The following is a 24,769-nucleotide window of genomic DNA, read 5'->3' as shown; positions in this document are numbered from 1 at the left end:
GCCGCCATGTCGAAGCTCGAAAACCCCGTACAGATGGCCGTCATCGGTGCCGCGCACGGCATCAAGGGCGAAGTCAGGGTGAAAACCTTCACCGGCGATCCGCTGGCGCTGGCCGATTACGGCCCGCTCTATGCCAGGGATGGCCGCGCCTTCCAGATTACCGATATCAGGCCTGCCGGGACTGTGGTGGTGGTGCGCTTCAAGGGCGTCAACGACCGCAACGCCGCCGAGACTTTGGCCGGCACCGAGCTTTTCGTCGACCGTTCGGTGCTGCCGGACGACGGCGAGGAAGACGAGTTCTATCATGCCGATCTCATCGGCCTCGACGTCCGCGACGATACCGGCGTCATCGGCAAGGTCGTCGCCGTGCACAATTTCGGTGGCGGCGACATACTCGACGTCACGCTTGGCGGCCGCAAGGGCGTGCTGATCCCCTTCACGCAGGCAGCGGTGCCGCATGTCGCGATCGCCGACGGTTTCGTCGAGGTCGATCCGCTGGCGGCCGGACTGGTCGATGACGAGGAAAACGAGGCGCCGGGCCGGTCCGGCTTCGACCCGAAGGGCAGGCCGCGTGGACCGAAGGATGCCGGGGGCAACCGGTGAGCTTTGCCGCATCGGTGCTCACGCTCTATCCGGAAATGTTCCCGGGCGCGCTCGGCCTCTCGCTGGCCGGCCGCGCGCTGGAAGCCGGCACATGGTCGCTGGAGGCGATCCAGATCCGCGACTTCGCCACCGACAGGCACCGTACCGTCGACGATACGCCGGCCGGCGGCGGCGCCGGCATGGTGATGCGCGCCGACGTGCTGGCGCGCGCCATCAACCACGCTTCGCCGCCGGGCGATGAGCGTCCAAGGCTGCTGATGAGCCCGCGCGGAAAACCGCTGACCCAAGCCCGCGTGCGGGAGCTCGCCGCCGGGCCGGGCGCGGTCATCCTGTGCGGCCGCTTCGAAGGCGTCGACCAGCGCCTGATCGAGGCGCGCGGGCTCGAGGAAGTCTCGATCGGCGATTTCATTCTGTCGGGCGGCGAGCCGGCGGCGCTTGTGCTGCTCGACGCCGTCGTGCGGCTCCTGCCTGGCGTCATGGGCAATGCGGTGTCGGGCGAGGAAGAAAGTTTCGAGAATGGCCTGCTCGAGCATCCGCACTACACGCGGCCGCAGGAGTTCGAGGGCAGGCAAATCCCTGACGTGCTGATTTCCGGCAACCACAAGAAGATCGCCGAATGGCGGCGCGCGGAGGCGGAGAAGCTGACGCGGGAGCGGCGGCCTGACCTGCTTGGCGGTACGCCTCAGCCCTTGGTGAAATAGTAGAAGGCCAGAAGCAGGCCGACCGCGACGACGAAGCCGCGCACCACGCCTTGCGGCACGCGCTTGGCGATCCACACACCGGCATAGCCGCCGAGCGCCACGCCCGGGATCATGACGATCGCCTGCGGCCAGGCGACGACTCCGCCGGAAACGAAGACCAGGATGGCGACGACCGCGATCACGATGGACAGCATGTTCTTCAGCGCATTGAGCCGGTGGTAATCGCCGGCTTGGGTGAGGCCAAGGGTGGCCAGCATCATCACGCCCATGCCGGCGCCGAAGAAGCCGCCATAGACCGCGGTGGCGAATTGCGCGATCGAACCGGCGAGCGAGCCGACCGAGGCCTGGTGCTCCGGCCCCGCCGCCGGCTTCAGCCATGGCCCGGCGGCGAACAGCGCGGTCGCGGCGATCAGCAGCCAGGGCACGAGGGCGCGGAAGGACGGATTGGAGAGAGCGAGCAGGATGAGCGAGCCGGCCAGCGCGCCGAGAGCCGAGATCAGACAAAGCAGCAGGGCGCCGCGCCAGAAATGCCGGATATCGGTCCAATAGGCGAGCGTCGAGGTGATGTAGCCCGGCAGCTGCGTCACCGAGGAGGTGGCATTGGCGACGATCGGCGGCAGGCCGACCAGCGTCATGGCGCCAAAGGTGAGGAAAGTGCCGCCGCCGGCGACCGCATTGGCGGCGCCGGAGGCAAAGCCCGCAAGAAAGAGCAGGACGGCATCGGAGAACGTCATGGAGGGAAGGCCCGAGAATACACTTTTCCGGCTTAGAAAGCTTGGCGTGCTCGCGCAACCCGGCAGGAGGCAATAAGATGGTGCCAGCGGCGCAAAAAATATGCCTCAAAGTCCTTTTTTGATGCATGTCGTCGCCCCAGAACCGCGCACACTTCTGGGCGACATGCATTTGGACGTGACAAAGCGCCGAAATAGCTGTATGTCGCCGCCCGAACCGGAAGAACGATCTTCTGGACCCGTCAACAAATGACGGTGTAGCCGTCCCTGCCCGATGTTTCGACAAAGGGCATAGCCGAGCGGTCGTTGGCACTGCAAGGCGAGTCGAGGACGCTCTGACTGTCGGAAGAACAAGAAGTGGATTTTTGAGATGGATCTCATCCGTCAGCTCGAGGCCGAACAGGCCGCCAAGATCGAAGCCAAGCGCAAGCTGCCCGAATTCCAGCCGGGCGACACCGTGCGCGTCCAGGTGCGCGTCACCGAAGGCAGCCGCACCCGCGTCCAGGCCTATGAGGGCGTCGTCATCGCCCGCTCCGGCTCCGGCTTCCAGGAGAATTTCACCGTCCGCAAGATTTCCTACGGCGAAGGCGTCGAGCGCGTTTTCCCGGTCTACTCGCCGATGGTCGAGGGTGTCGAGATCGTGCGCCGCGGCAAGGTGCGCCGCGCCAAGCTCTATTACCTGCGTGACCGTCGCGGCAAGTCGGCCCGCATTTCGGAAAACACCGGCGTGCGCGCCCGCAAGCTGAACGACGAAGAACGTGATGCGCTGAACGCCGAGCGCGCCCGCATCGAGGCCGAGAAGGTCGCCGCCGCCCAGGCGCTGGCCGCCGAGACGGCCGCCAAGGAAGCCGCCGAGAAGAAGGCCGCCGCCGAGGCTGCTTCGGCCGAATAAGGCTTCTGCGTAACAGGTTCCGGAAAGGCGGCTTCGGCCGCCTTTTTCGTTTTGGCAATACATCGTCATTCCAGGGCGGAGCAGGAGCGAAGCTCCGTCGCGAAGACCCTGGAATCCATGCCGTGATCTCGAGCGTAGAGTGCAGCGAAGCAGAATTCCGCATCGCTGCGGCGCGTCGACGTCACGGCATGGATCCTCGGGTCTGCGCGCCGCTGCGCGGCGCTCCGCCCGTGGACGACGAAAACGGGGTTGACATCCAATTATCTTGTACACTAAATAATCGCGTACAAATCAAATGGAGATGAAGATGTCTGCACTCTACACCGCTCAGGCTCACGTCAGCGGCGGCCGCAACGGTCACGGCGAAACCAGCGACGGCCTGCTCAAGGTCGACCTTGCGATGCCGAAGGAGCTCGGCGGCAAGGGCGGCGCCACCAATCCGGAACAGCTTTTCGCGGTCGGCTACGCCGCCTGCTTCGAGAGCGCGGTGCGCTTCGTTGCGCGCCAGCAGAAGCTGCCGCTGCAGGACGCTTCGGTCACGTCCACAGTGAGTCTCCATCCGAACGACCAGGGCGGCTTCAAGCTCGGCGTCGCGCTGGCGGCGGAGATAAAGGGGCTTGATCAGGCAGGTGCCGAGGCGCTTGTATCGGAAGCGCACAAGATCTGCCCCTATTCCAACGCCATCCGGGGCAATATCGATGTGGCGCTGTCCACCACGGCGCTTCCGGCAAAGGCGGCATGACGACGACAAACGAAACCATGGCCAAGCAAGCCCCGGCGCAGGACGCCGGGGCTATCGCCGTGCCGCGCCTCGACCAGCAGCTCTGCTTCGCGCTCTATTCGGCGAGCGGGCTGATGACCAAGCTCTACCGGCCGCTGCTTGATCCGCTCGGCCTCACCTATCCGCAATATCTGGCGATGCTGGCGCTGTGGCAGCATTCGCCGAGCACGATCGGCGAGCTCGGCGCGGCACTTGGTCTCGATTCGGCGACGCTGACGCCGCTGATCAAGCGCATGGAAGCGGGCGGCTTCGTGACACGCCGGCGCGACGCCGCCGACGAGCGTCGGGTGCTGGTCGAACCGACCGCCAAGGGCCAGGCGCTGCGGGCGAAGATGAAGGACGTGCAGGAAGGGCTAAACTGCGGCATGCCGCTGGAGCGGGCCGAGCTGAAGGCCCTGCACGGAACGCTGACGCGTCTGGTCGCCGGGTTGCGCGAGGCCACGGCCGATCAGGACTGATCCGGCAACGCCCATCCACAAAACCATTTCCGAAGAGCATTGGATTTGCGTATAGCGCGCAACGTCGCAGCAGACCGGCTTGCAAGGCGCTTGCGGCAAGCTAAAGTCGGCGCCGGATTTTCTCAGGCCGCGAAATTGCAGCGGTCGCACCTTCGGAGATTTGTCATGACCAAGTCGAAATTGCTGCTGGCCGCCATGGTGGCCTGCCTTCTCGCGCCTGTCGCCGCGCTCGCCGACAATCTGCCCGACCTCGGCGGCAAGAAGGTCGTGGTGGTGACGGAAAACGCTTATCCGCCGCTGCAGTTCATCGACAAGAAGACCGGCAAGCAGATCGGCTGGGAATATGACGCGATGGACGAGATCGCCAAGCGGCTGAACTTCAAGGTCGAGTACCAGAACACCTCCTGGGACGCGATGATCCAGGCGGTTTCGGACAACCAGTACAACATCGGCATGACCGGCATTACCATCAAGGACGACCGCAAGGAGAAGGTCGACTTCTCCGACCCCTATATGCGCTCGGAGCAGTTCATGCTGGTGCGCGGCGACGAAAGCCGCTTCACCGACGCCAAGAGTTTTGGCGCCTTCAAGGACGGGCTGATCGGCGCCCAACCCGGCACCACGCCCTTCTACACCGCCGTCTACAGCGTGCTCGACGGCAATGAGCAGAACCCGCGCATCAAGCTGTTCGAGACCTTCGGCGCGACCGTGCAGGCGCTGAAGGCGGGCGACGTCGACGTCGTGCTCACCGACGGCACCGCCGGCAAGGGCTATGTCGATGCTTCCGAAGGCAAGCTGAAGCTGATCGGCGGTCCGCTCGGCACCGAGGACTTCGGGTTTATCTTCCCGAAGGGCTCGGACCTTGTGAAGCCGGTCAACGCCGCCATCGCCTCGCTCAAGGCCGACGGCACGTTGGACAAGCTCAACAAGAAGTGGTTCCTCGATTACAAGATGGGGCAGTAGCTCTTTTGCAGCCAGTGACGCGCGACAGTGGCGGGCCGAAGTCCGCAAAGGCCTCATTCCTTCACACCCCCCTCTGTCCTGCCGGACATCTCCCCCGCAAGGGGGGAGATCGGATGTCGCGTCGGCTTTCGCCAATCTCCAACGTTGAAGGAAATGCGCCGGCAGTGAAGTTGCCAATCTCCCCCCTTGCGGGGGAGATGCCCGGTAGGGCAGAGGGGGGTGTGCCGGAACGCGACCTTTGTAACTGTCTTGCGGGCGCCGCCGCTTAATGCCCGCTTCCACCACCGCCAAATCCGAATTCCCGTGGTGGCTTGCCGCCGCGCTCGTCCTCGCACTGGCCGCCGCCCTCGCCATCGCCTCCAGTGACCTCTATGCCGAGGTCTTCGCCACCGTCGCCAAGGGCATCGGCATCACCGTCTTCGTCACCGCGGTCGCCTTTGCCTTAGCCTCCGCGCTCGGGCTCGGCATCGCGCTGATGGCGCTGTCGGGATCGCAGTGGCTGCGTCAGATCGCGCGCTTCTATGTCGAGATCATCCGCGGCGTGCCGATCCTGGTGCTGTTGTTCTGGATCGCCTTTGCCGGCGCGCCGGCCCTCGTCGCCGCCTGGAATGCGCTGACCGCGCCACTGCAGAGCGCCGGGCTGATCGGCGAACTCCTGGTGCGCGACGTGTCGCTGCTCTGGCGCGCCATCATGGCGCTGACCATCGGCTACTCGGCCTTCATCTCGGAGGTGTTCCGCGCCGGCATCCAATCGGTCGAGAAAGGCCAGATCGAAGCCGCCAAGGCGCTCGGGCTCAGCCGGGCGCAGCGCTTCCGGCTGATCGTGTTCCCGCAGGCGATCCGCATGATCCTGCCGCCGCTCGGCAACGACTTCGTCGCCATGGTCAAGGATTCTTCTCTGGTCTCGGTGCTCGGCGTCGCCGACATCACCCAGATGGGCAAGGTCTATGCCGCCGGCTCGTTCCGCTTCTTCGAGACCTATTCGATCGTCGCCTATATCTACCTGATCCTGACCGTCGGCCTGTCGCTGGCGCTGCGGGCGCTGGAGCAGCGCCTGCGCCGGCAACACGGGGAATAGCCGGCAGCAAAAGTCCGCGTTACGATCCCTCCGCTCATCATCGCGGAGGAGACGCCCCATGAATTTCGACAAGGCCAATGCGGCGCTGGATTCCGTCTATTCGGCCGACTCGCCGGAAGGGCTTGCCAAGGCCTATGCCGACTGGGCCGCGACCTATGACAGCGAGACCGCCTCGCTCGGCTACCTTCTGCCGTTCCTGATCACGGCCTGGGTGGCGCGGCATGTGCCGGCCGGCGAAGGTCCGCTGCTCGACGCCGGCTGCGGCACGGGCCTGTCGGGGCCGTCGCTGAAGGCGCTGGGCTATGACGAGATCGCCGGGCTCGACCTCTCCGACGACATGCTGAAGATCGCCGGCAGCCGCCAGGCCGACAGCAAGCCGGCCTATAGCGAGCTGAAGAAGGCGATGCTCGGCGGCCCGCTGCCCTGGCCCGACCGGCATTTTCGCGCCTTCTTCTCGACCGGCGTCTTCACCATCGGCCACGCGCCGGCCGCCGGCCTGCACGAGCTGGTGCGCATCACCAAAAGCGGCGGCCACGCCATCTTCACCGTGCGCGACCAGGTCTTCGAAAGCGGCGGCTTCCAGGCCGTGTTCGACGAGCTTACGCGGGCAGGGAGATGGCGGCTGGTCGAGCAGAGCCAGTGGTTCCGCTGCTATGCGATCGGCGACCCAGAAGCGCTGGTGAAGACGTTTGTGTTCGAGGTGGTGTGAATAGCTGGGCGCCAGTTCCTCGCCCCCGTGGGGCGAGGAACCAGATCCCCGCCGCAATTGCCGAAAAGCCAAAACATTGCTATCTACGCCGCCATGGAAAAGCTTTTCAGCGATCCGGCCTATAAGGGTTTCGTGCTGCAGGACAGGAAGCGCCTGCCGTCGCGTTTCTCCGCGCGCGTTTGCGGCGCGCTGACCAGCCGACTTAACTGACCCGACCGATCGCAGTCGTCGCGCCGGATGGCCGGCGTGCTTTTCCCATTCTCATCTCGACGGATTTACGCACATGAGCGCACCGCGCACCCTCTACGACAAGATCTTCGACGACCACGTCGTCGACCGCCAGGACGACGGTACCTGCCTGCTCTATATCGACCGCCATCTCGTGCATGAGGTCACCAGCCCGCAGGCCTTCGAAGGCCTGCGCATGTCGAACCGCAAGGTTCGCCATCCGGAAAAGACGCTGGCCGTGGTCGACCACAACGTGTCGACCTCGCCGGAGCGCAAGTTCGGCATCAAGAACGAGGAAAGCCGCATCCAGGTCGAGGCGCTGGCCAAGAATGCCAAGGATTTCGGCATCGAATACTACTCCGAGAACGATGTCCGCCAGGGCATCGTCCACATCATCGGGCCGGAGCAAGGCTTCACCCTGCCCGGCATGACCATCGTCTGCGGCGACAGCCATACCTCGACGCATGGCGCCTTCGGCGCGCTCGCGCATGGCATCGGCACGTCTGAGGTCGAGCATGTGCTTGCCACCCAGACGCTGATCCAGCGCAAGGCCAAGAATATGCTGGTGCGCGTCGACGGAGAGCTGCCTGAAGGCGTCACCGCGAAGGACATCATCCTGGCCATCATCGGCGAGATCGGCACGGCCGGCGGCACCGGCTACGTCATCGAATATGCGGGCGAAGCGATCCGCTCGCTGTCGATGGAAGGCCGCATGACGATCTGCAACATGTCGATCGAGGCTGGCGCGCGCGCCGGCCTGATCGCGCCGGACGAGACGACCTTCGCCTATGTCAAGGACAAGCCGCGTGCGCCCAAGGGCGCGGCGTGGGATGCGGCGCTTGCCTACTGGAAGACGCTCAAGTCGGACGAAGGCGCGCATTTCGACAAGGTGATCGTGCTCGACGCGGCGAAGCTGCCGCCGATCGTCTCCTGGGGCTCCTCGCCGGAGGACGTCGTCTCAGTGCAGGGCATCGTGCCGAACCCCGAGGACATCACGGACGAGACCAAGCGTTCCTCCAAGCATCGGGCACTGGAATATATGGGCCTGACGCCTGGGACCAAGATCACCGACATCGCGCTCGACCGCGTCTTCATCGGTTCCTGCACCAATGGCCGCATCGAGGATCTGCGCGCCGCCGCCAAGGTGGTCGAGGGCAAGAAGGTCAATCCGCGCGTCAACGCCATGATCGTGCCGGGCTCCGGCCTGGTGAAGGAACAGGCCGAGGCCGAAGGACTGGACAAGATCTTCGTCGCCGCGGGCTTCGACTGGCGCGAGCCGGGCTGCTCGATGTGCCTGGCCATGAACGACGACCGGCTGAAGCCGCATGAACGCTGCGCCTCGACCTCGAACCGCAACTTCGAGGGTCGCCAGGGCTTCAAGGGTCGCACCCATCTGGTGTCGCCGGCTATGGCCGCGGCCGCCGCGATCGCCGGCCATTTCGTCGACATCCGCGACTGGAAGTAAGCGCCTAGCTTGGAAAGCAGGAAGGGTCGGAATCAGCGCAAGCGCTGGGGATTAGCCGAAGCCTCCCCAACGTCGTCATTCCAGGGCGAAGCAGGAGCGTAAGCTCCGTCGCGGAGACCCTGGAATCCATGCCGTTACCTCGATCGAAGGGTGCAGCGGAGCAGAATTCTGCACTGTTGCAGCGCCTTGAGGTTACGGCATGGATCCTCGGGTCTGCGCCGCGTCGCTTCGCTCCTTGCTTCGCCCGTGGATGACGATTGCGATGGGCGTTCCGGCCAATCGCCAAGGCATGCAACGCAGCATATCCGACAGGCCGAAATTTCCGTGCCGGGAACTTACCTGCGAACGATCTGGTGAAACTCCTCGCGCCGGCCGGGCTCGTCGGCGGCGACGACCAATGCCAGCTGGCGGTCGTCGAAGATCTTGAACCATTCGTCCCATTCGACCAACTCGTAGCCGCCGGCATTGGGTGGGCGTTCCGGCCGGTCCTCGTCCTCATAGGCCTGCTGGTCGAACACCAGACGAAGCATGGCCTGCGTGCCAGGCTCCGGCGATATGTCGACAATGGCCGGAAAGCCGGCCCGCGCCGCCGCCCAGGAGCGGATTTCATCGTGATCGGTCAAAGTGATCGTGTCGGCCATCGCAATCGTCTCCTGTCAGGCGTCTCCAGTCTGGCCGGACAACGCCGCTCCGGCAAGCCCGGTTCCGCATGGTTTCGCGACGTATCTGTCGGAGGGCTTAACCGCTTGTTTGGGCTTGCGTCCTAGTATCTCCCCTTGGGTAAGTTGGGGAAAGTCGCAGTCCTTTGGACACCGGTCTGCTCATAGCGCTGCTCAATCCGACGATAGCGCTGGCGCTTGGCGCTGCGTTCCTCGTGCTGTGGTGCTATCAGCGCCACCGGCCGTATCTGGCGGTGCTCGGCGCCAGCTACTGCCTGTCGGCGCCGGGGTTCCTGCTGCAATATTTCACGTTGCCGATCGGCCTGGCGCTGACCAAGCTCGTTTCCAACATCTGCTTCACGATCGCGGCCTGCTGCCTTTCCAGCGCGATCATCGCGCGCTACGGGCGGCGCGTGCCTTTTGTCGGCATCGCCGTCATGACCGGCGGTGGGCTCGCCGCCTTCCTGTGGTTCATGTTCGTCCAACCGGACCTCACCTGGCGCGTGCTCGTCATGAATTTCGGCTTCGGCGGGCTCAGCCTGCTGGTCGCGGCGGAACTCAGAACGGTGCGCAACAACGGGCCGACCGAAAAGATCCTGTTCGCGCTGTCGCTGTTGTCGGGGCTGAACTTCATCGTCCGCACGCTGGTCGTCGTCATCGCGCACGGGCCGTTCCCCAGCTATGACGGTTTCTACGGCTCGTCCTATTGGACGACGGCGCTGCTTTCGCACGCGCTTTTGTCGCTTCTGACCGCGCTTAGCCTGTTCACGGCCGCGGCGCTCGACGTGGTGAGGACATTGAAGGCCGAGACCCACACCGATCCGCTCTCCGGCATCCTCAACCGCCGCGGCTTCGAGGAGCGGGCGATCCAGCTGCTCGATCAGTGCGGCAAGGCCGGCTTTCCCGTCGCCCTGGTGCTGGCCGATCTCGATCACTTCAAGGCGCTGAACGATCGGCACGGGCATGAGGCCGGCGACCGGGTGATCGCTGACTTCGCCGCCAAGCTCAGTTCCGCCACCGGCGCGCGCGGAGCCGCCGGCCGCATCGGCGGCGAGGAGTTCGCCGTGCTTCTGCCGCTCAGCGATCTCGCTGCGGCAAGGCTCTTCGCCGAGGCGATCCGTACCTTCTATTCGGCCGGCGCTATCGACGGCCTGCCGCCCGGCACCAGGGTCACCGCCAGCTTCGGCGTCGCCGCGCGCTCCGGCAGGGAAGGGCTGATGCCGTTGATGCGGCGCGCCGACGAAGCGCTCTACAAGGCCAAAAGGAACGGCCGCGACAGCGTGCGGCTGTCCTATGAGAGGCCGGAAACGACGTTCGTCGCCGAGCGGCTCGCCATCGGGTGAAGCAGGCCACCCGCGCCCGACGTTAACGCGATTTTCGCCCGTCGATGCTTTTCTGCCCGGAACGTCCGACGAAGGAAGACATGGGCAGCGCCGATTTCATACTGATGATCAACATCCTCGTCGCCGGGCTGCTGGCGGCGGCGTTCATGGCGGTTGCCGTCTACGGCACCGGGCGCGTGTCGGCGCGCTGGCTTGCCTTCAGCTACCTGCTCGGCATGGCTTATTTCGCCATCGAATTCAGCATCCCCGCCTTCGCGGACGCCCAGTTGCCGGTCGTTGCCGCCTTTGCCGTGTTCCTCGGCGCGACCATCGCCTTCAATGGCGGGCTGGCCCATAAATATGGCGTGCGGCCGCCGTGGGCGCCGATGCTGTGCTTCCTGGTCGTCGCCTCGGCCGCCGTCTATCTGGTGCAGGACCTGCCGCGCCAGTCGCTCACGCGGATGATGGCCTACCAGCTTCCTTATGCCGCCATGCAGTTCGCGGCGCTCGGTATCGTGCTGTCCTCCCGGCAGAGGCTTGCACGGCTGGACCATGTGCTCGCGCTGGTGCTTGGCGCCAGCGCCGTGCAATTCGCCTCCAAGCCATTCATCGCCGGCGCGCTGGGCGGCTGGGGCGCCAATCCGCAGGCCTATGTCCAGACGGCTTACGCGCTTGTGTCGCAATCACTCGGCACCGTGTTCGGGCTGGCGCTGGCGCTGCTTGCCCTGGCCGTCCTGGTGCGTGACGCGCTCAACGAGGCGACCTCGAAATCGGAAACGGATACATTGTCGCGGCTGTTCAACCGCGGCGGTTTCGAGCGCCACGCGGACCTTGCCATGCGGGATGCCGTCCGGCGCGGCGTGCCGGTGGCGCTGGTGATCGCCGATCTGGATTACTTCAAGAGCATCAACGACAGCTACGGCCATGCCTGCGGCGACCGCGTGATCGAGAGCTTCGCGGGCTTCCTGCGCGAGGCCGCCGCCGAGCACCATGTCGCCGGCCGTATCGGCGGCGAGGAATTCGCCATCATCCTGCCGGGCACCAATCTTGCCGCGGCGCGGCTGTTTGCCGAGGGCGCGCGCAGCGCCTTCGGCGCCTTGCCGATCGAGGGATTGCCGGCCGACCATCGCTGCAGCGCGAGCTTCGGCGTGGCGGAGCTGACCATCGACGAGGGTTTTGCCGATCTCCTCCGGCGCGCCGACGCCGCGCTCTATGAAGCCAAGAATGCCGGCCGCGACTGCGTGCGCGTGTCAGGTGCGGCGTGGCGCCGCCAATCGCCGGCGGTCGTCAACGGCAAGGGCTGAGATTGGGCATCTCGCCATCGGAAAGCCCGTACATATAGGAGCGGCCCTTCACCAGCACCGGCGGCTGGTAGCAGCCGGGCGCGCCGGGCTCGTCCGCATCGTCATAGGCGACATCCGGCTGGCCGGCACCGGTAAAGTTGGAGAGCTCCTTGGCATGCCTGCCCTCGCCGACGATGATGCGCTTGTAGCCGGCGGCGCTGTCGATGACGAGATTGCCGAAGGAATCGGCGTAGACGCGGTCATGGTGACGCAATCCGGCTTCGGCCGGTACGGCGATCGCCAAGACCAGCCCCGCCAGCACTGCTGCGGCAAGGCTTGCCCGCACTGAATTCGAACGCATGTCGCTCTCCCTTGATCGGCGCCACGGATCGCGCCTGGATTCCCGGTCTGATTCGGAAATTAACCCTTTCTTAACCTTTGTTAAGAGGCAGGGGGCTTTCGGCGCCGGTTCTTAAGGAACATGGTTAATTTTCGAAGGCCCGGTTCTTGCCCGCCGCAGGACGGGCATGCAGCCGGCTCACTCTGGTCGAACTTGATCTTGATGCGTCGCGCGGCTAGAGCGGTTCGCCGTTTAACGGAAACGACAAACCGCTCTATCTCTTTGTTTTGACGCAATTCCGGACGGAAAACCGTTTCACACTTTTCCTGGAATTGCTGTAGCGTGCCGCGCACGAAAGGGCAGCGCATGAGCTTTGGCCACACGGTTCGGGTGTCGATCACCATCCCGCTGCTTCTCGCAGCCGCGGCCTGCGTGCCGCAGGATGGCGCGCCGAAGGCGGCGAGTGCCGCGCCGCCCGCCGCCTCGCCTGCTCCGGTCGCGCAGTCCACCGCACCCGTGGCGCCGCCGGCAGCAGCAACGCCCCCGCTGCCTGCAACGGCCCCGGCACCGGCAACGACCAAGACGCCTGCCACGCCTGCGCCCGCAACCAAGATCGTCACCGACCTTACCGTGCCGCGATCCGGCATCGGCACGGCCACCTACAGATGCGGCAATGGCGGCATGATCACCATCCAGAATCTCGGCTCCTCGTTGCGCGTGGTCCGGCCGGACGGCTCGACCGAGGAGTTTGCCGCCTCGCCGGCCAACCAGAGCAGCCGCTACCAGGAAGCGGCCACGCATGACGCAATCGTGATCGACGGCCGCGAAGCGCTGGTGATGAAGAGGGGGTCCACCCCGCAGACTTGTCGGAGATAGCGCTCTTTGCTGCACTGCAACGAGACCTTGCGCCGGCTTCAAAACAGCCGCTAATCGATTGAAGCGCCCGGCCACCGGTTTGTCAGACTAAATGATGTTTCCAAAACGATTTTCCGGCTTTGACGCGGTGCAAAAAGAGCATTAGAAACCGCCTGTCCGGAGCCATATAGGGGGCGGCAAACGCCGCATTTCCATCCCGGCTTCAAGGATGCCGAACTGGGGGAGCCATGAGCAAATCACCAGCCACCCGCGCAGTTGCCAGACGTGAACGACCGCTCTCGCCGCATCTGACGATCTACCGGCCGCCGATCACCATGACGATGTCGATCATCCATCGCATCACCGGCGGCGCGCTGTATTTCGGAACGCTGCTGGTGGCGGCGTGGCTGATCGCCGCTTCGAGCTCGCAGGCCGCCTTCGACTGGGTCAACTGGGCCTTCGGCTCGTGGCTCGGCCGGCTGGTTCTGTTCGGCTACACCTGGGCGCTGATGCACCACATGCTGGGCGGGCTCCGCCACCTCATCTGGGATACCGGCGCGGGGCTCGAAAAGCACACCGCGTCGAAGATCGCATGGGCGACACTCGCCGGCTCGATCGTGCTGACGCTCCTGATCTGGATAGCCGGCTATGCGGCGCGGGGGGCTTTCTGATGAGCGCGAACAATTCGGACATGCGCACGCCGTTGGCGAGGGTCCGCGGCCTCGGTTCGGCCCGCGAAGGCACCGGGCATTTCTGGCGGCAGCGGCTGACGGCGATCGCCAACATTCCTTTGATCCTGTTCTTCGTCGGCTTCCTGATCGCGATCAACGGCCATGGATACGCCGAGGTGCGGGCGGCGCTCGCGAACCCGTTTGTGGTGGTCATTCTCGGGCTGGTGCTGATCTCGCCGCTCTATCACATGCGCATCGGCATGCAGGTGATCATCGAGGACTATGTGCATGGCGAAGGCATGAAGCTGGCGCTGATCGCGCTCAACACCTTCTTCTGCGTGGCAGTCGGCGTCGCTTCGCTGTTTGCCCTGCTCAAACTCGCATTCGGAGGCTGACGTCTTGGCCAACGCAAATACAGCCGGCACGGCTTCAGCCTACACTTTTGTCGATCACAAATTCGATGTGGTGATCGTCGGCGCCGGCGGCGCCGGCCTGCGCGCCACGCTCGGCATGGCCGAGCAGGGGCTGCGCACCGCCTGCATCACCAAGGTTTTCCCGACCCGCTCGCACACGGTCGCCGCGCAAGGCGGCATCGCCGCCTCGCTCGCCAATATGGGCCCCGACAACTGGCAGTGGCACCTCTTCGACACCGTCAAAGGATCGGACTGGCTGGGCGACATCGACGCGCAGGAATATATGGTGCGGGAGGCGCCCGCGGCGGTCTACGAGCTCGAGCATTACGGCGTGCCGTTCTCGCGCACCGAAGAGGGAAAGATCTACCAGCGGCCGTTCGGCGGCATGATGATGAATTTCGGCGATGGCCCGCCGGTGCAGCGCACCTGCGCGGCCGCCGACCGCACCGGCCATGCCATGCTGCACACGCTCTACGGCCAGTCGCTGAAGAACAACGCGCAGTTCTTCATCGAATATTTCGCGCTCGACCTGATCACCGAGCCGGATGGCACCTGCACAGGCGTCGTCGCCTGGAACCTCGATGACGGCACTGTCCACCGCTTCTCGGCCAAGATGGTGGTGCTGGCGACCGGCGGCTACGGCCGCGCCTATTTCTCCGCCACTTCGGCGCATACCTGCACCGGCGATGGCGGCGGCATGGCGGCTCGAGCCGGGCTCGCGCTGCAGGACATGGAGTTCGTACAGTTCCACCCCACCGGCATCTACGGCGCCGGCTGCCTGATCACCGAAGGCGCGCGCGGCGAGGGCGGCTATCTCGTCAATTCGGAGGGCGAGCGCTTCATGGAGCGCTATGCGCCGTCGGCCAAGGACCTTGCCTCGCGCGATGTCGTCTCGCGCTGCATGACGATGGAGATCCGTGAAGGCCGCGGCGTCGGGCCGAAGAAGGATCACATCTTCCTGCATCTCGACCATCTCGACCCGGCGGTGCTGCATGAGCGGCTGCCCGGTATTTCGGAATCGGCAAAGATCTTCGCCGGCGTCGACCTGACCAAGGAGCCGATCCCGGTGCTGCCGACGGTGCACTACAATATGGGCGGTGTGCCGACCAATTATTGGGGCGAAGTGCTCGACCCGACGGCCGAGAATCCCGACCGCGTGCTGCCCGGCCTGATGGCGGTGGGCGAGGCCGCGTGCGCCTCGGTGCACGGCGCCAACCGGCTGGGCTCCAACTCGCTGATCGACCTTGTCGTCTTCGGCCGAGCCGCGGCCATCCGCGCCGGCGAGGTGATCGACCGCAATTCGCCCATCCCTTCGCCCAACGCGGCCTCGGTCGAGAAGATCATGGACCGCTTCGACAGGCTGCGTCATGCCAACGGCTCGACGCCGACGGCAAGCTTGCGGGAGAAGATGCAGCGGGCGATGCAGGAAGACGCGGCGGTGTTCCGCACCCAGGAATCGCTCGACAATGGCTGCAAGCGCGTTTCCGAGATCTGGGGCGAGCTCAAGGACATCAAGGTCTTCGACCGCTCGATGATCTGGAATTCCGACCTTGTCGAGACGCTGGAGCTGGAAAACCTGATGGCCAACGCCATCACCACTGTCTATGGCGCCGCGGCGCGCAAGGAAAGCCGCGGCGCGCATGCGCGGGAGGATTTCTCGGCCCGCGACGACGCCAACTGGCGCAAGCACACGCTGGCCCATGTCAGCGAGGACGGCAAGGTGACGCTCACCTACCGGCCGGTGCACACCGAGACGCTGCTGGCGGAAAAGGATGGCGGCATCAACCCGGCCAAGATCGCGCCGAAGGCGCGGGTGTATTGACCATGGCGCTCGCGGCCACCGGATATTCCGGCACGCCCCTTCCGGCCAAGCTCGGCCTGAAGGACGGCATGGTCGCCGCCTTCATCGCGCTGCCGCCGGAGCTCGACGATCTGGCTGAAGCCGTGTCCTTCGCCAAGGTCGATCGGCTGCCGAAATGGTCGGCGATCTCGGGCAGCCGCAAATACGACGCCGTGCATGCCTTCGCCCGGCAGCGCGCCGAGATCGAGGATGGCCTTGGCGTCATCGAGGCGGCGATCAAGCGCGACGGCATGGTCTGGGTGTCCTGGCCGAAGAAGGCCTCGAAAGTGCCGACCGATGTCACCGAGGACGTGATCCGGTCGGAGGCGCTGAAGCGCGACCTGGTCGACGTCAAGGTCGCCGCCGTCAACGAAATCTGGTCCGGGCTGAAGCTCGTCATCCGAAAGGACCGCAGGTAATGGTCGAACTCACGCTTCCCAAGAATTCCAAGGTCCAGCAGGGCAAGACCTGGCCGAAGCCGGAGGGCGCCACCAATTTGCGCGAATACCGCATCTACCGCTGGTCGCCGGACGATGGCGGAAACCCGCGCATGGACACCTATTTCGTCGACATGGACGATTGCGGCCCAATGGTGCTGGACGCGCTGTTGTGGATCAAGAACAAGATCGATCCGACGCTGACGCTTCGCCGCTCCTGCCGCGAAGGCATCTGCGGCTCCTGCGCCATGAACATCGACGGTTCCAACACGCTCGCCTGCACCAAGGGCGCCGAGGATATTTCCGGTGCGGTGAAGATCTATCCGCTGCCGCATATGCCCGTGATCAAGGACCTGGTGCCCGACCTCACCAATTTCTACGCCCAGCACGCCTCGATCGAGCCGTGGCTGAAGACGGTCTCGCCAGAGCCCGCCAAGGAATGGCTGCAGAGCCATGAGGATCGCGAGAAGCTCGACGGGCTCTACGAATGCATCCTGTGCGCCTGCTGCTCGACCTCCTGCCCGAGCTACTGGTGGAACGGCGATCGCTATCTCGGCCCGGCCACCCTGCTGCAGGCCTATCGCTGGCTGATCGATAGCCGCGACGAGGCGACCGGCGAACGGCTCGACAATCTCGAAGACCCGTTCCGGCTCTATCGCTGCCACACCATCATGAACTGCGCGCAGACCTGCCCGAAGGGCTTGAACCCGGCCAAGGCGATCGCGGAGATCAAGAAGATGATGGTTGAGAGACGGGTTTAAGCTTCGGCTGGTCGCCGCGACAATTCCCAACGCAGCATTCCTTCACACCCCTCTCTGTTCTGCCGGACATCTCCCCCGCAAGGGGGGAGATTGGCTGTCATTCCGGCTTTCGCTAATCTTCAGCGCAGCAAGACTGACCGACGGCGCTGAAGCTGCCAATCTCCCCCTTGGGGGAGATGGCCGGCAGGCCAGAGGGGGTGCTGTCCCTCCAGCTTCAAAGGATAGGCAACTCAATGAGCGAAGATCTCCCCATCCTCTCACCTGTCGAAGCGCGTGTGCTGGGCTCGCTGATCGAGAAGAAGGAGCTGACGCCGGACGTCTATCCGCTGACGCTCAACGGCGCGCATCAGGCCGCCAACCAGAAGACAGCGCGCGAGCCTGTCATGGCGCTGGAGCTGACCGAGATCAGGCGAGCGCTGAGCTCGCTCGAGCAGAAGGGGCTGGTGCGCCAGGCCTTCGCTTCGCGGGTCGAGCGCTACGAGCACCTGATGGCGCAGCGCTTTTCGCTGACCACGCCGCAGATCGCGGTGATCGGGCTTTTGCTGCTGCGCGGGGCGCAGACGGCGCATGAATTGCTTGCCCGCTCCGAGCGGATGGCGCGCTTCGCCTCGATCGAGGAGCTGCGCGACAATCTCGACCTGATGATCGGGCGCCGGCCGCCGTTGATCCAATTGCTCGAACGGGCGCCGGGCCAGCGCGAGGAGCGCTATGTGCATCTGTTGAGCGGGCCGGTGGAGGCGGCGGCGGTCGCGGCGCCTTGGCAGCCGCCGGCGTCGGTTGCGGATGCTGATCTCGAAGCGCGGGTCAAGGCGCTGGAGGAAGAAGTCGCGGCATTGCGGGCGAAGATCGAGGCGCTGGGCGGGTAGCTCACCAGAAACGTTGGTGCGAGGCCCCCCTCTCTGTCCTGCCGGACATCTCCCCCTCAAGGGGGGAGATCAGATGTCACGGCGGGTTTCGCCAATCTCCAACGCCGCAAGCGGAGCGCCAACGGCGAAGCTGCCAATCTCCCCCCTTGAGGGGGAGATGCCCGGCAGGGCAGAGAGGGGGGCGAAGGATCGCCGCCTTCTAAAACCAATCACCCCAGCCTGGCATCCAGCGACACCTTGATCGCACCCAGCGCCTTCGACACCGGGCATTCGGCCTTCGCCTTCTCGGCCAGCTCCTTGAATTTCGCCGCGTCGATGCCCGGCACCTTGCCGACCAGGGTGATGGCGCTGCCGGTGATGCCGGTGCCGGGCACCAGCGTCACCACCGCCTTGGCGTCGAGCTCGGCGGCCGGCGTGCCGTTTTCGGCGAGGAAATGCGAGAGCTGCATGGCGTAGCAACCAGCATGCGCCGCCGCGATCAGCTCCTCCGGATTGGTGCCCGATTTGCCGCTCTCGTCCTCGAAGCGCACCTTGAACGAATAGGGCGTGCCCTTCAAGGTGCCGCTCTGGGTGTCTAGCGTGCCCTTGCCTTCCTTCAGGTTGCCTTTCCAGACGGCGTTTGCGGTGCGGTCCATGGAGTCCTCCTGATCTGTCGGGGTAGCGCCGGCGGCTGCCGGCGTTCTCCTGAACTATAGCGCGGCCGCGGCGGAAGACCATCCACGGCATGCTGAGATTCGCGTGAGGCCGGCCTGCAAATGGCGGTCTCCTGCGCTTCCGGTGCTCACGTACTTTAAGTACGCTCCGCTCCGGTTCTCGGAGACCGCCATTTTCGGCTCGGCCTGACCCGAATCTCAACACGCCTTCGCCGCCGACGTTGGTGGGTAGGCAATTCCCAAAAAATGTCCGCGCAAAATGTCGACTTGCCAACGGCCCGGCCGTCCTGCGGGCGGTCACTCATGGCCGATGGAGATTTGAGATGGACAATCTGTTTCTTGCGATCTGGGGCAAGCCGGGGGTCCGGCGACCGGAAGAGTTCTGGCTGGATCCGCCGGCGCCCGGTCTCGGTCGACTGGCTGCGGCCATCGCTATTGTCGGTGTCGCGGCATGCCTGCTCGACCACATGGCCACGGCAAGCAGAACTGACACCGCCGCCTCTGCCTCTTATAACGAGGCCACCGAAGGGAGCTCGAGATGAGATATGTCCTGCTGGTCTATGGCGAGGAGAAGGACCTTTACGCGCTTACCCCGGAACGGGCGGCCAGGCTCGACGCCGACTCGCTTGCCTATGACAGGGAACTCGAGCGGCAAGGCAAGCTGGTCATCGCGCAGGCGCTGCAGTCGGTGAAGACGTCGAAATCGCTGAGGCGGCGCAAGGGCAAGGCGCTGGTGACCGACGGGCCATTCGCCGAGACCAAGGAGCAGCTGCTCGGCTTCGTCATGGTCGAGGCGGCCGACCTTGCCGAGGCGCTGAAGATCGCGGAAGGCATCCCGCTGGCCGAGCTCGGCACGGTCGAGGTCAGGGCAATCTACGACATACCGGGATCATAGGCGCCAGGTGGGCGCGGCGTTGCAGCTGTCTCTTGCGGGAAACATGTTCAGGGTTTCTTCACGGACGCAACCGTTGCGTGTTGAAGCAACGCCGCATCTCTCTTATCGTCGCCGCGATTTCGGGGGAATTCGGCATGCCTATTCTTATCGCGATACTTGGCCTGCTTGGGGCGGCCGCGATCTGGTGGTACCGGCTGAAATATATGAGTGACGCCGCGCGTGAAGTCGCCGACGTCGTCGGACGCGTTCAGGGCAACATACGGCGCAAGAAATTGCGCAAGCAGGCCGCGCTCTCGCCGCTGACGGCGATCGACGATCCGGTGGTGGCGGCCGCGACGCTGATCACCGCGATCGTTGCCGAGCAAGGGCCGGTGCTGCCTAAGCGCGAGGCCGTCATCCGGGACGTCATCTCGCAGATCGCGGAAAGCCCGAAGAAGACGGACGAGGCGGTCGTCTACGCAAAATGGGCTGCCGCGCAGGTCGACGACACGACGATCGTCATCGACAAGCTGGCGCCCTTCCTGCGTGGCCGCCTCGACCCGCATGAGCGCGACGATCTGCTCAGGATGCTGAACCGTGTCGCGCAAGGCGGCGAGCAGAGCCTGAAGATCACCGACCAGCGGATGCTGAGGCTGCGGCAGAAGCTGGGGTTTGAGGTCAATTGATCCCGGCGGCCATCGATCTGTGAACGAGAGGCAGTTGTGCCTACATCAGCAGTGAGCGCACCGAACCGTCAAAGGACAGATGGAAGCGATTGCCTACGTAGCCGCCGGATTGGCCGAGCTGATTGAGACGCTGTTTGGCGACTGGCTGCGCAAATCCAGGGCCGGCAAGTTGGTGCTCGGCATGCTACTCGCAGTCGTAATCCTCTATTATCTCGTTTGGCTGCTAGATCGCCTCGCCCTTTAATAGCCTTGGCGTGTCACCGGACAGGCCCGAGGCCTGGCGGATGAAGAAGTCCTTCAGCCGGGGCATGCGTTCCACGAGACCGAGGCCGAGATCGCGCATGGCGCGCAGCGGGCCGATGTCGTTGGAAAACAGCCGGTTGAGCACGTCGGTGGTGATGCCCATCTGCAGCGTGTCGAAGCGGCGCCACTGCTGGTAGCGTTCGAGCACGTCGAGGGCGCCGATGTCTTGGCCGAGACGGTCGGCCTCGACAATGACTTCCGCGAGCGCGGCGACATCCTTGAAGCCGAGATTGAGACCCTGGCCGGCGATCGGGTGGATGCCGTGCGCGGCGTCGCCGGCGAGCGCGATGCGCGGCGCGACGAAGGCGCGGGCCAGCGTCAGGCCGAGCGGCCAGGCGCGCGGCTTGTCGACGACCCTTATTTCGCCGAGCTTCAGGCCGAAGCGCTGCTCCAGATCGTGCTCGAAGACAAACTCGTCGCCCTCGACCAGCGCCTTGGCGTCCTGCGTGCGCTCCACCCAGACGATCGACGAACGGTTGGTTCCATCCTTGTCTGGCTTCAGCGGCAGCGTGGCGAAGGGGCCCGCGGGGAGGAAATGTTCCTCGGCGCGGCCGTTGTGCGGGCGCTCATGCGCCACCGTGCAGACGATGCCGGACTGACCGTATTCCCATTTGACGGTCTTGATGCCGGCCATGTCGCGCAGCCTGGAGTTGACGCCGTCGGCGGCGATCAGCAGCCGCGCCTTCAGCGTCGCGCCGTCGGCCAGGTGCACCGTGATGCCGGCGCCGTTGACGTCGAAGGCGCTGACCGCGATGCCTTCGATGATATCGATGCCGAGCTTTTCGGCGCGGCGGCGCAGCGCGCCGTTCAAGTCGCGGTTGGCGACCATGTGGGCGAAAGCCTCGCCCGGCGCCACCTCGCCGTCGAAGGTCAGGAACACCGGGCGCACCGGGTCGGCGGCGCGCGAGTCGGTGATGATCATTTCGGTGATCGCCTGCGCTTCCGGCGCGATCTCGTCCCAGACGCCGAGCTGCTCCAGCATGCGGCCGGCGGCCGCGGCGATGGCCGAGGCGCGGCCGTCCCGCTGCCAGACGCCTGCAGGCGCGGCGTCGACGACGGCGATGGCGAGGCCCGGCCGCGCCTGCTTCAGCGACACGGCCGCGGTGAGGCCGACATAGGCCGCGCCGGCGATGAGCACGTCGAGCGGAGCTTCGCGGTCAGCATCGGCCTTTGCTCCATCCGGCTTGCGGTCGACCATGGCATCATCCTTTCGCGGCTTCGTCGGGCCGCCGCTTGCGGCCTTGACTGGCCGCACATCCTGTCCGAAACCGGCCATGGCGCATCCTTGAAGGATTTTCAGACATGACGGCGGCCATGGACGAGCTTCTAGACATTCTCGACCTCGAGCAGCTCGAACACAATCTGTATCGTGGTCGCAGCCCAAAGGTCGACTGGCAGCGCGTCTTCGGCGGCCAGACCATCGCGCAGGCGCTGGTCGCCGCGCAGCGCACCGTGGAGCCGGAACGCCATGTGCATTCGCTGCACGGCTATTTCATGCGGCCCGGCGACACCAAGCTGCCGATCGTCTACGAGGTCGACCGCATCCGCGACGGCGGCTCCTTCACAACGCGCCGGGTGGTGGCGATCCAGCATGGCCAGGCGATCTTCTCGCTGGAGGCCTCGTTCCAGCAGGACGAGGTCGGGCTGGAGCACCAGATGCCGATGCCGCGCGACGTGCCGGCGCCCGACACGCTGCTCTCCCAGCGCGAGCTGCTCGGCAAATTCGGCGAGGCGGTGCCGGAAGGCATCAGGCGTTACTGGGAGCGCGACCGGCCGATCGAGATGAAGCCGGTGATGCTAAAGCATTATACCAGCCGCGAGAAGCTGGATCCGCAGCAGAACATCTGGATCCGCACCACCGGCCCGGTGCCCGAAAACCGCGCGATACAGGCGGCGGTGCTTGCCTATCTTTCGGACATGACGCTGCTCGACACCTCGACCTTCGCGCATGGCCGCGCCATCTTCGACCGCGACATCCAGGCGGCCAGCCTCGACCATGCCATGTGGTTCCACCGCAGCCACTCGCTGGACGACTGGATCCTCTACAATCAGGACAGCCCGTCGACGCAAGGGTCGCGTGGCTTCACGCGCGGTTCGCTGTTCGCGCGGGACGGAACGCTCATCGCTTCGGTCGCCCAGGAAGGCCTGATCCGACTCAAGCGCTGAGCCGGCTTCTGGTTGATGCCCGCCAAGTAGGCATTTTCGAAATTTTGCCTATTTTTTAATCGTAACGCCCGATGCGGCCGCGCACAAAAGATGTGCGCGGGCCGCTCTGCCCCTTTGTTTACAACAGGTTAACACCCTGCTTCGGCAATTGGCACGGAGCTTGAATCCTGTCGGGCACTCTCCGGCTCTCCTCGGGATCGGTGTAGGTGTGCAATCGCGGGGGACCGCAACAGCAAAGGGTGAAACCTTATGAAAATCGTGATGGCAATCATCAAGCCGTTCAAGCTCGACGAGGTGCGCGAAGCGCTCACCGCCGTCGGCATCCAGGGCCTGACCGTCACCGAAGTCAAAGGCTACGGGCGTCAGAAGGGGCACACGGAAATCTATCGCGGCGCGGAATACGCGGTCAGCTTCCTGCCCAAGATCAAGATCGAGGTCGCGGTCGGCGCCGACATGGTCGACAAGGCCGTCGAAGCCATCACCTCGGCCGCCAAGACCGGCCAGATCGGCGACGGCAAGATCTTTGTCTTCGGCATCGACCAGGCGGTGCGCATCCGTACCGGCGAAACAGACACCGATGCGCTCTGAGCGGCGACCATCCATTCCAACGGAGAGTTCAATGAATATTCCTTCCACCTTGAAGACGACGGGACGCGCGGCCGCTTCGCTCGCTCTCGTAGCGCTGAGCACCGCCGCCGCCTTCGCGCAGGAGGCTGCTCCGGCGGCGGCGCCTGCGGCACCCGCCGCGCCGACCCCGGTTCTCGACACCGGCAATACCGCCTGGATGCTGACCTCGACGGCGCTGGTGCTGATGATGACCATTCCGGGCCTGGCGCTGTTCTACGGCGGCATGGTGCGCAAGAAGAACGTGCTCGCCACCATCATGCAGAGCTTCGCCATCACCTGCCTGGTGACGGTGCTGTGGTTCATGTTCGGCTATTCGCTCGCCTTCACCACCAATGAATCGGCATCGATGAATGCCTATATCGGCGGCTTCTCGCGCTTCTTCCACCACGGCATCACCGTCTCGACGCTTTGGCTGCCGGGCGTCTCGAACATTCCTGAATTCGTCTTCTCGATGTTCCAGATGACCTTCGCAATCATCACGCCGGCGCTGATCGCCGGCGCCTTCGCCGAGCGCATGAAATTCTCGGCGCTGCTGCTCTTCATGGGCCTGTGGCTGGTGTTCGTCTACGCGCCGATCGCGCACTGGGTGTGGGGCGGCGGCTTCCTCGGCGCCGCTGGGGTGCTCGACTTCGCCGGCGGCACGGTCGTCCACATCAACGCCGGTGTCGCGGGTCTGGTCTGCGCGCTGGTGCTGGGCAAGCGCGAAGGCTACGGCACCACCAACATGGCGCCGCACAATCTCGTCTATTCGGTGATCGGCGCCTCGCTGCTGTGGGTCGGCTGGTTCGGCTTCAACGCCGGTTCGGAACTTGCCGCCGACGGCCTCGCCGGCGCCGCGATGATGAACACGCAGGTCGCCACCGCTGCGGCAGCGCTGGCCTGGATGTTCGCCGAATGGATCGTCGCCAAGAAGCCTTCGGTGCTCGGCATCATCTCGGGCGCCGTCGCCGGCCTCGTCGCGGTGACGCCGGCTTCCGGCTTCGTCAACCCGACCGGCGCCTTCGTCGTCGGCATCGTCGCCGGCGTCATCTGCTACCTCTCGGCGGTCAAGCTCAAGCATGCGCTCGGCTATGACGACTCGCTCGATGCCTTCGGCGTGCATGGTATCGGCGGTATCGTCGGCGCCCTGCTCACCGGCGCGCTCGCCGATCCGGCGATCAACGCGCTCGGCAAGGATGCTTCGGTCGGCAAGCAGATCTACGGCATCATCTTCACCATTCTGTGGACGGCGATCGCCACCTTCGTGATCCTCTACATCGTCAAGGCGCTGGTCGGCCTGCGTCCGTCCACCCAGGAAGAGGTCGAAGGTCTCGACGTCACCCAGCACGGCGAGGTGGTGCCGTAAGGCTGCCTTTGCCCCTTACCAGGGCGCAGTTCCGGAAGGTTTCACACTTTTCCTGGAAT

At 65.0% G+C, this 24,769-nt stretch carries 30 protein-coding genes; 25 read left to right on the top strand and 5 right to left on the bottom strand.

The annotated features are described in order from the left end of the window. The first annotated feature begins 6 nt into the window (after nt 1-6). Complete coding sequence (gene rimM / locus EN852_RS19830) at nt 7-603, top strand: ribosome maturation factor RimM (RefSeq protein ID WP_127876555.1); 597 nt, start codon at nt 7-9, stop codon at nt 601-603. Then, nucleotides 600-1,304 carry a tRNA (guanosine(37)-N1)-methyltransferase TrmD gene (gene trmD / locus EN852_RS19825; RefSeq protein ID WP_127876554.1) on the top strand — a complete coding sequence of 235 codons (705 nt, stop codon included), beginning with the start codon at nt 600-602 and terminating at the stop codon, nt 1,302-1,304. Before rimM ends, trmD begins: the two co-directional genes overlap by 4 nt. On the opposite strand, the gene EN852_RS19820 is transcribed toward trmD, so the two are convergent. Then, nucleotides 1,286-2,038, bottom strand: coding sequence for a sulfite exporter TauE/SafE family protein (locus tag EN852_RS19820; RefSeq protein ID WP_127876553.1), 753 nt, complete (start codon nt 2,036-2,038; stop codon nt 1,286-1,288). The two genes, trmD and EN852_RS19820, sit on opposite strands and share 19 nt — an antisense overlap. Nucleotides 2,039-2,405: 367 nt before the next feature. On the opposite strand from EN852_RS19820, the gene rplS reads away from it, so the two are divergent. The 7 genes from rplS to leuC all read left to right on the top strand — a co-directional run bounded on the left by rplS (nt 2,406) and on the right by leuC (nt 8,609). Beyond that, nucleotides 2,406-2,927: a 50S ribosomal protein L19 gene (gene rplS, locus EN852_RS19815; protein WP_042645484.1), complete on the top strand. Its 522-nt coding sequence runs from the start codon at nt 2,406-2,408 to the stop codon at nt 2,925-2,927. A gap of 307 nt (nt 2,928-3,234) precedes the next feature. Beyond that, nucleotides 3,235-3,669 (top strand): organic hydroperoxide resistance protein, encoded by a 435-nt coding sequence (locus tag EN852_RS19810; RefSeq protein ID WP_127866007.1) that lies wholly within the window; start codon nt 3,235-3,237, stop codon nt 3,667-3,669. Then, on the top strand, nt 3,666-4,166 hold the full coding sequence (locus EN852_RS19805; RefSeq protein ID WP_127876552.1) for a MarR family winged helix-turn-helix transcriptional regulator: 501 nt from the start codon (nt 3,666-3,668) through the stop codon (nt 4,164-4,166). Before EN852_RS19810 ends, EN852_RS19805 begins: the two co-directional genes overlap by 4 nt. A gap of 165 nt (nt 4,167-4,331) precedes the next feature. Next, complete coding sequence (locus EN852_RS19800) at nt 4,332-5,129, top strand: transporter substrate-binding domain-containing protein (RefSeq protein ID WP_127229062.1); 798 nt, start codon at nt 4,332-4,334, stop codon at nt 5,127-5,129. A gap of 268 nt (nt 5,130-5,397) precedes the next feature. Next, on the top strand, nt 5,398-6,207 hold the full coding sequence (locus EN852_RS19790; RefSeq protein ID WP_127876551.1) for an amino acid ABC transporter permease: 810 nt from the start codon (nt 5,398-5,400) through the stop codon (nt 6,205-6,207). Between the two features lie 58 nt (nt 6,208-6,265). Further along, nucleotides 6,266-6,916, top strand: coding sequence for a class I SAM-dependent methyltransferase (locus EN852_RS19785; RefSeq protein ID WP_127876550.1), 651 nt, complete (start codon nt 6,266-6,268; stop codon nt 6,914-6,916). A 283-nt stretch (nt 6,917-7,199) separates the two neighbouring features. Next, complete coding sequence (gene leuC / locus EN852_RS19775) at nt 7,200-8,609, top strand: 3-isopropylmalate dehydratase large subunit (RefSeq protein ID WP_127876549.1); 1,410 nt, start codon at nt 7,200-7,202, stop codon at nt 8,607-8,609. A gap of 335 nt (nt 8,610-8,944) precedes the next feature. On the opposite strand, the gene EN852_RS19770 is transcribed toward leuC, so the two are convergent. Further along, nucleotides 8,945-9,250 carry a hypothetical protein gene (locus tag EN852_RS19770; protein WP_127876548.1) on the bottom strand — a complete coding sequence of 102 codons (306 nt, stop codon included), beginning with the start codon at nt 9,248-9,250 and terminating at the stop codon, nt 8,945-8,947. Nucleotides 9,251-9,414: 164 nt separating this feature from the next. On the opposite strand from EN852_RS19770, the gene EN852_RS19765 reads away from it, so the two are divergent. Both EN852_RS19765 and EN852_RS19760 read left to right on the top strand, forming a co-directional pair. Then, nucleotides 9,415-10,611 carry a GGDEF domain-containing protein gene (locus EN852_RS19765; RefSeq protein WP_127876547.1) on the top strand — a complete coding sequence of 399 codons (1,197 nt, stop codon included), beginning with the start codon at nt 9,415-9,417 and terminating at the stop codon, nt 10,609-10,611. 80 nt (nt 10,612-10,691) lie between these two features. Continuing rightward, entirely contained in the window at nt 10,692-11,894 is a 1,203-nt protein-coding gene (locus EN852_RS19760; protein ID WP_127876546.1) for a GGDEF domain-containing protein, read from the top strand. On the opposite strand, the gene EN852_RS19755 is transcribed toward EN852_RS19760, so the two are convergent. Then, nucleotides 11,878-12,234 (bottom strand): hypothetical protein, encoded by a 357-nt coding sequence (locus tag EN852_RS19755; RefSeq protein WP_127876545.1) that lies wholly within the window; start codon nt 12,232-12,234, stop codon nt 11,878-11,880. The genes EN852_RS19760 and EN852_RS19755 overlap by 17 nt on opposite strands. Before the next feature lie 321 nt (nt 12,235-12,555). On the opposite strand from EN852_RS19755, the gene EN852_RS19750 reads away from it, so the two are divergent. The 7 genes from EN852_RS19750 (at nt 12,556) to EN852_RS19720 (ending at nt 18,056) form a co-directional block, all read left to right on the top strand. Beyond that, nucleotides 12,556-13,089 (top strand): hypothetical protein, encoded by a 534-nt coding sequence (locus EN852_RS19750; protein WP_246694332.1) that lies wholly within the window; start codon nt 12,556-12,558, stop codon nt 13,087-13,089. A 227-nt stretch (nt 13,090-13,316) separates the two neighbouring features. Next, entirely contained in the window at nt 13,317-13,739 is a 423-nt protein-coding gene (gene sdhC, locus EN852_RS19745) for a succinate dehydrogenase, cytochrome b556 subunit (RefSeq protein WP_127876544.1), read from the top strand. After that, the gene (gene sdhD, locus EN852_RS19740; RefSeq protein ID WP_127876543.1) at nt 13,739-14,134 is read left to right on the top strand and encodes a succinate dehydrogenase, hydrophobic membrane anchor protein; all 396 of its coding nucleotides are present in this window, start codon (nt 13,739-13,741) and stop codon (nt 14,132-14,134) included. The genes sdhC and sdhD overlap by 1 nt, the downstream gene beginning before the upstream one ends. A gap of 4 nt (nt 14,135-14,138) precedes the next feature. Continuing rightward, complete coding sequence (sdhA, locus tag EN852_RS19735) at nt 14,139-15,974, top strand: succinate dehydrogenase flavoprotein subunit (RefSeq protein ID WP_127876542.1); 1,836 nt, start codon at nt 14,139-14,141, stop codon at nt 15,972-15,974. A 2-nt stretch (nt 15,975-15,976) separates the two neighbouring features. Then, nucleotides 15,977-16,411, top strand: a complete 435-nt coding sequence (locus EN852_RS19730; protein ID WP_127876606.1) for a DUF3052 family protein — start codon at nt 15,977-15,979, stop codon at nt 16,409-16,411. Then, nucleotides 16,411-17,190 (top strand): succinate dehydrogenase iron-sulfur subunit, encoded by a 780-nt coding sequence (locus EN852_RS19725; protein ID WP_127865993.1) that lies wholly within the window; start codon nt 16,411-16,413, stop codon nt 17,188-17,190. The genes EN852_RS19730 and EN852_RS19725 overlap by 1 nt, the downstream gene beginning before the upstream one ends. 233 nt (nt 17,191-17,423) lie before the next feature. Beyond that, nucleotides 17,424-18,056 carry a DUF480 domain-containing protein gene (locus tag EN852_RS19720; RefSeq protein WP_127876541.1) on the top strand — a complete coding sequence of 211 codons (633 nt, stop codon included), beginning with the start codon at nt 17,424-17,426 and terminating at the stop codon, nt 18,054-18,056. 209 nt (nt 18,057-18,265) lie between these two features. Here EN852_RS19720 and EN852_RS19710 read toward each other — a convergent pair whose 3' ends face one another. Continuing rightward, entirely contained in the window at nt 18,266-18,691 is a 426-nt protein-coding gene (locus EN852_RS19710; RefSeq protein ID WP_127876539.1) for an OsmC family protein, read from the bottom strand. A 341-nt stretch (nt 18,692-19,032) separates the two neighbouring features. Here EN852_RS19710 and EN852_RS19705 point away from each other — a divergent pair, with 341 nt between their 5' ends. The 4 genes from EN852_RS19705 (at nt 19,033) to EN852_RS40890 (ending at nt 20,513) form a co-directional block, all read left to right on the top strand. After that, the gene (locus EN852_RS19705) at nt 19,033-19,251 is read left to right on the top strand and encodes a hypothetical protein (RefSeq protein ID WP_127876538.1); all 219 of its coding nucleotides are present in this window, start codon (nt 19,033-19,035) and stop codon (nt 19,249-19,251) included. Then, nucleotides 19,248-19,604 (top strand): YciI family protein, encoded by a 357-nt coding sequence (locus tag EN852_RS19700; RefSeq protein ID WP_127876537.1) that lies wholly within the window; start codon nt 19,248-19,250, stop codon nt 19,602-19,604. Before EN852_RS19705 ends, EN852_RS19700 begins: the two co-directional genes overlap by 4 nt. Nucleotides 19,605-19,738: 134 nt before the next feature. Beyond that, nucleotides 19,739-20,269, top strand: a complete 531-nt coding sequence (locus tag EN852_RS19695) for a hypothetical protein (RefSeq protein ID WP_127876536.1) — start codon at nt 19,739-19,741, stop codon at nt 20,267-20,269. 79 nt (nt 20,270-20,348) lie between these two features. Beyond that, a complete protein-coding gene (locus EN852_RS40890; protein WP_189546061.1) occupies nt 20,349-20,513 on the top strand; it encodes a hypothetical protein in 165 nt (54 codons plus the stop codon). On the opposite strand, the gene EN852_RS19690 is transcribed toward EN852_RS40890, so the two are convergent. Then, nucleotides 20,493-21,770 carry a ubiquinone biosynthesis hydroxylase gene (locus tag EN852_RS19690; protein ID WP_127876605.1) on the bottom strand — a complete coding sequence of 426 codons (1,278 nt, stop codon included), beginning with the start codon at nt 21,768-21,770 and terminating at the stop codon, nt 20,493-20,495. The genes EN852_RS40890 and EN852_RS19690 overlap by 21 nt on opposite strands. A gap of 104 nt (nt 21,771-21,874) precedes the next feature. Here EN852_RS19690 and tesB point away from each other — a divergent pair, with 104 nt between their 5' ends. The 3 genes from tesB (at nt 21,875) to EN852_RS19675 (ending at nt 24,710) form a co-directional block, all read left to right on the top strand. Then, nucleotides 21,875-22,738 carry an acyl-CoA thioesterase II gene (tesB, locus tag EN852_RS19685; RefSeq protein ID WP_127876535.1) on the top strand — a complete coding sequence of 288 codons (864 nt, stop codon included), beginning with the start codon at nt 21,875-21,877 and terminating at the stop codon, nt 22,736-22,738. 249 nt (nt 22,739-22,987) lie between these two features. Continuing rightward, complete coding sequence (locus EN852_RS19680) at nt 22,988-23,326, top strand: P-II family nitrogen regulator (RefSeq protein WP_027169082.1); 339 nt, start codon at nt 22,988-22,990, stop codon at nt 23,324-23,326. 31 nt (nt 23,327-23,357) lie between these two features. Next, nucleotides 23,358-24,710, top strand: a complete 1,353-nt coding sequence (locus EN852_RS19675; protein WP_127876534.1) for an ammonium transporter — start codon at nt 23,358-23,360, stop codon at nt 24,708-24,710. Nucleotides 24,711-24,769: the final 59 nt, after the last annotated feature.

The sequence above is a fragment of the Mesorhizobium sp. M2E.F.Ca.ET.209.01.1.1 genome (assembly GCF_004010375.2).
Classification (GTDB): domain Bacteria; phylum Pseudomonadota; class Alphaproteobacteria; order Rhizobiales; family Rhizobiaceae; genus Mesorhizobium.
The sequence above is the reverse complement of the archived record's forward strand: the minus strand, read 5'-3'. Positions and strand labels throughout refer to the sequence as shown.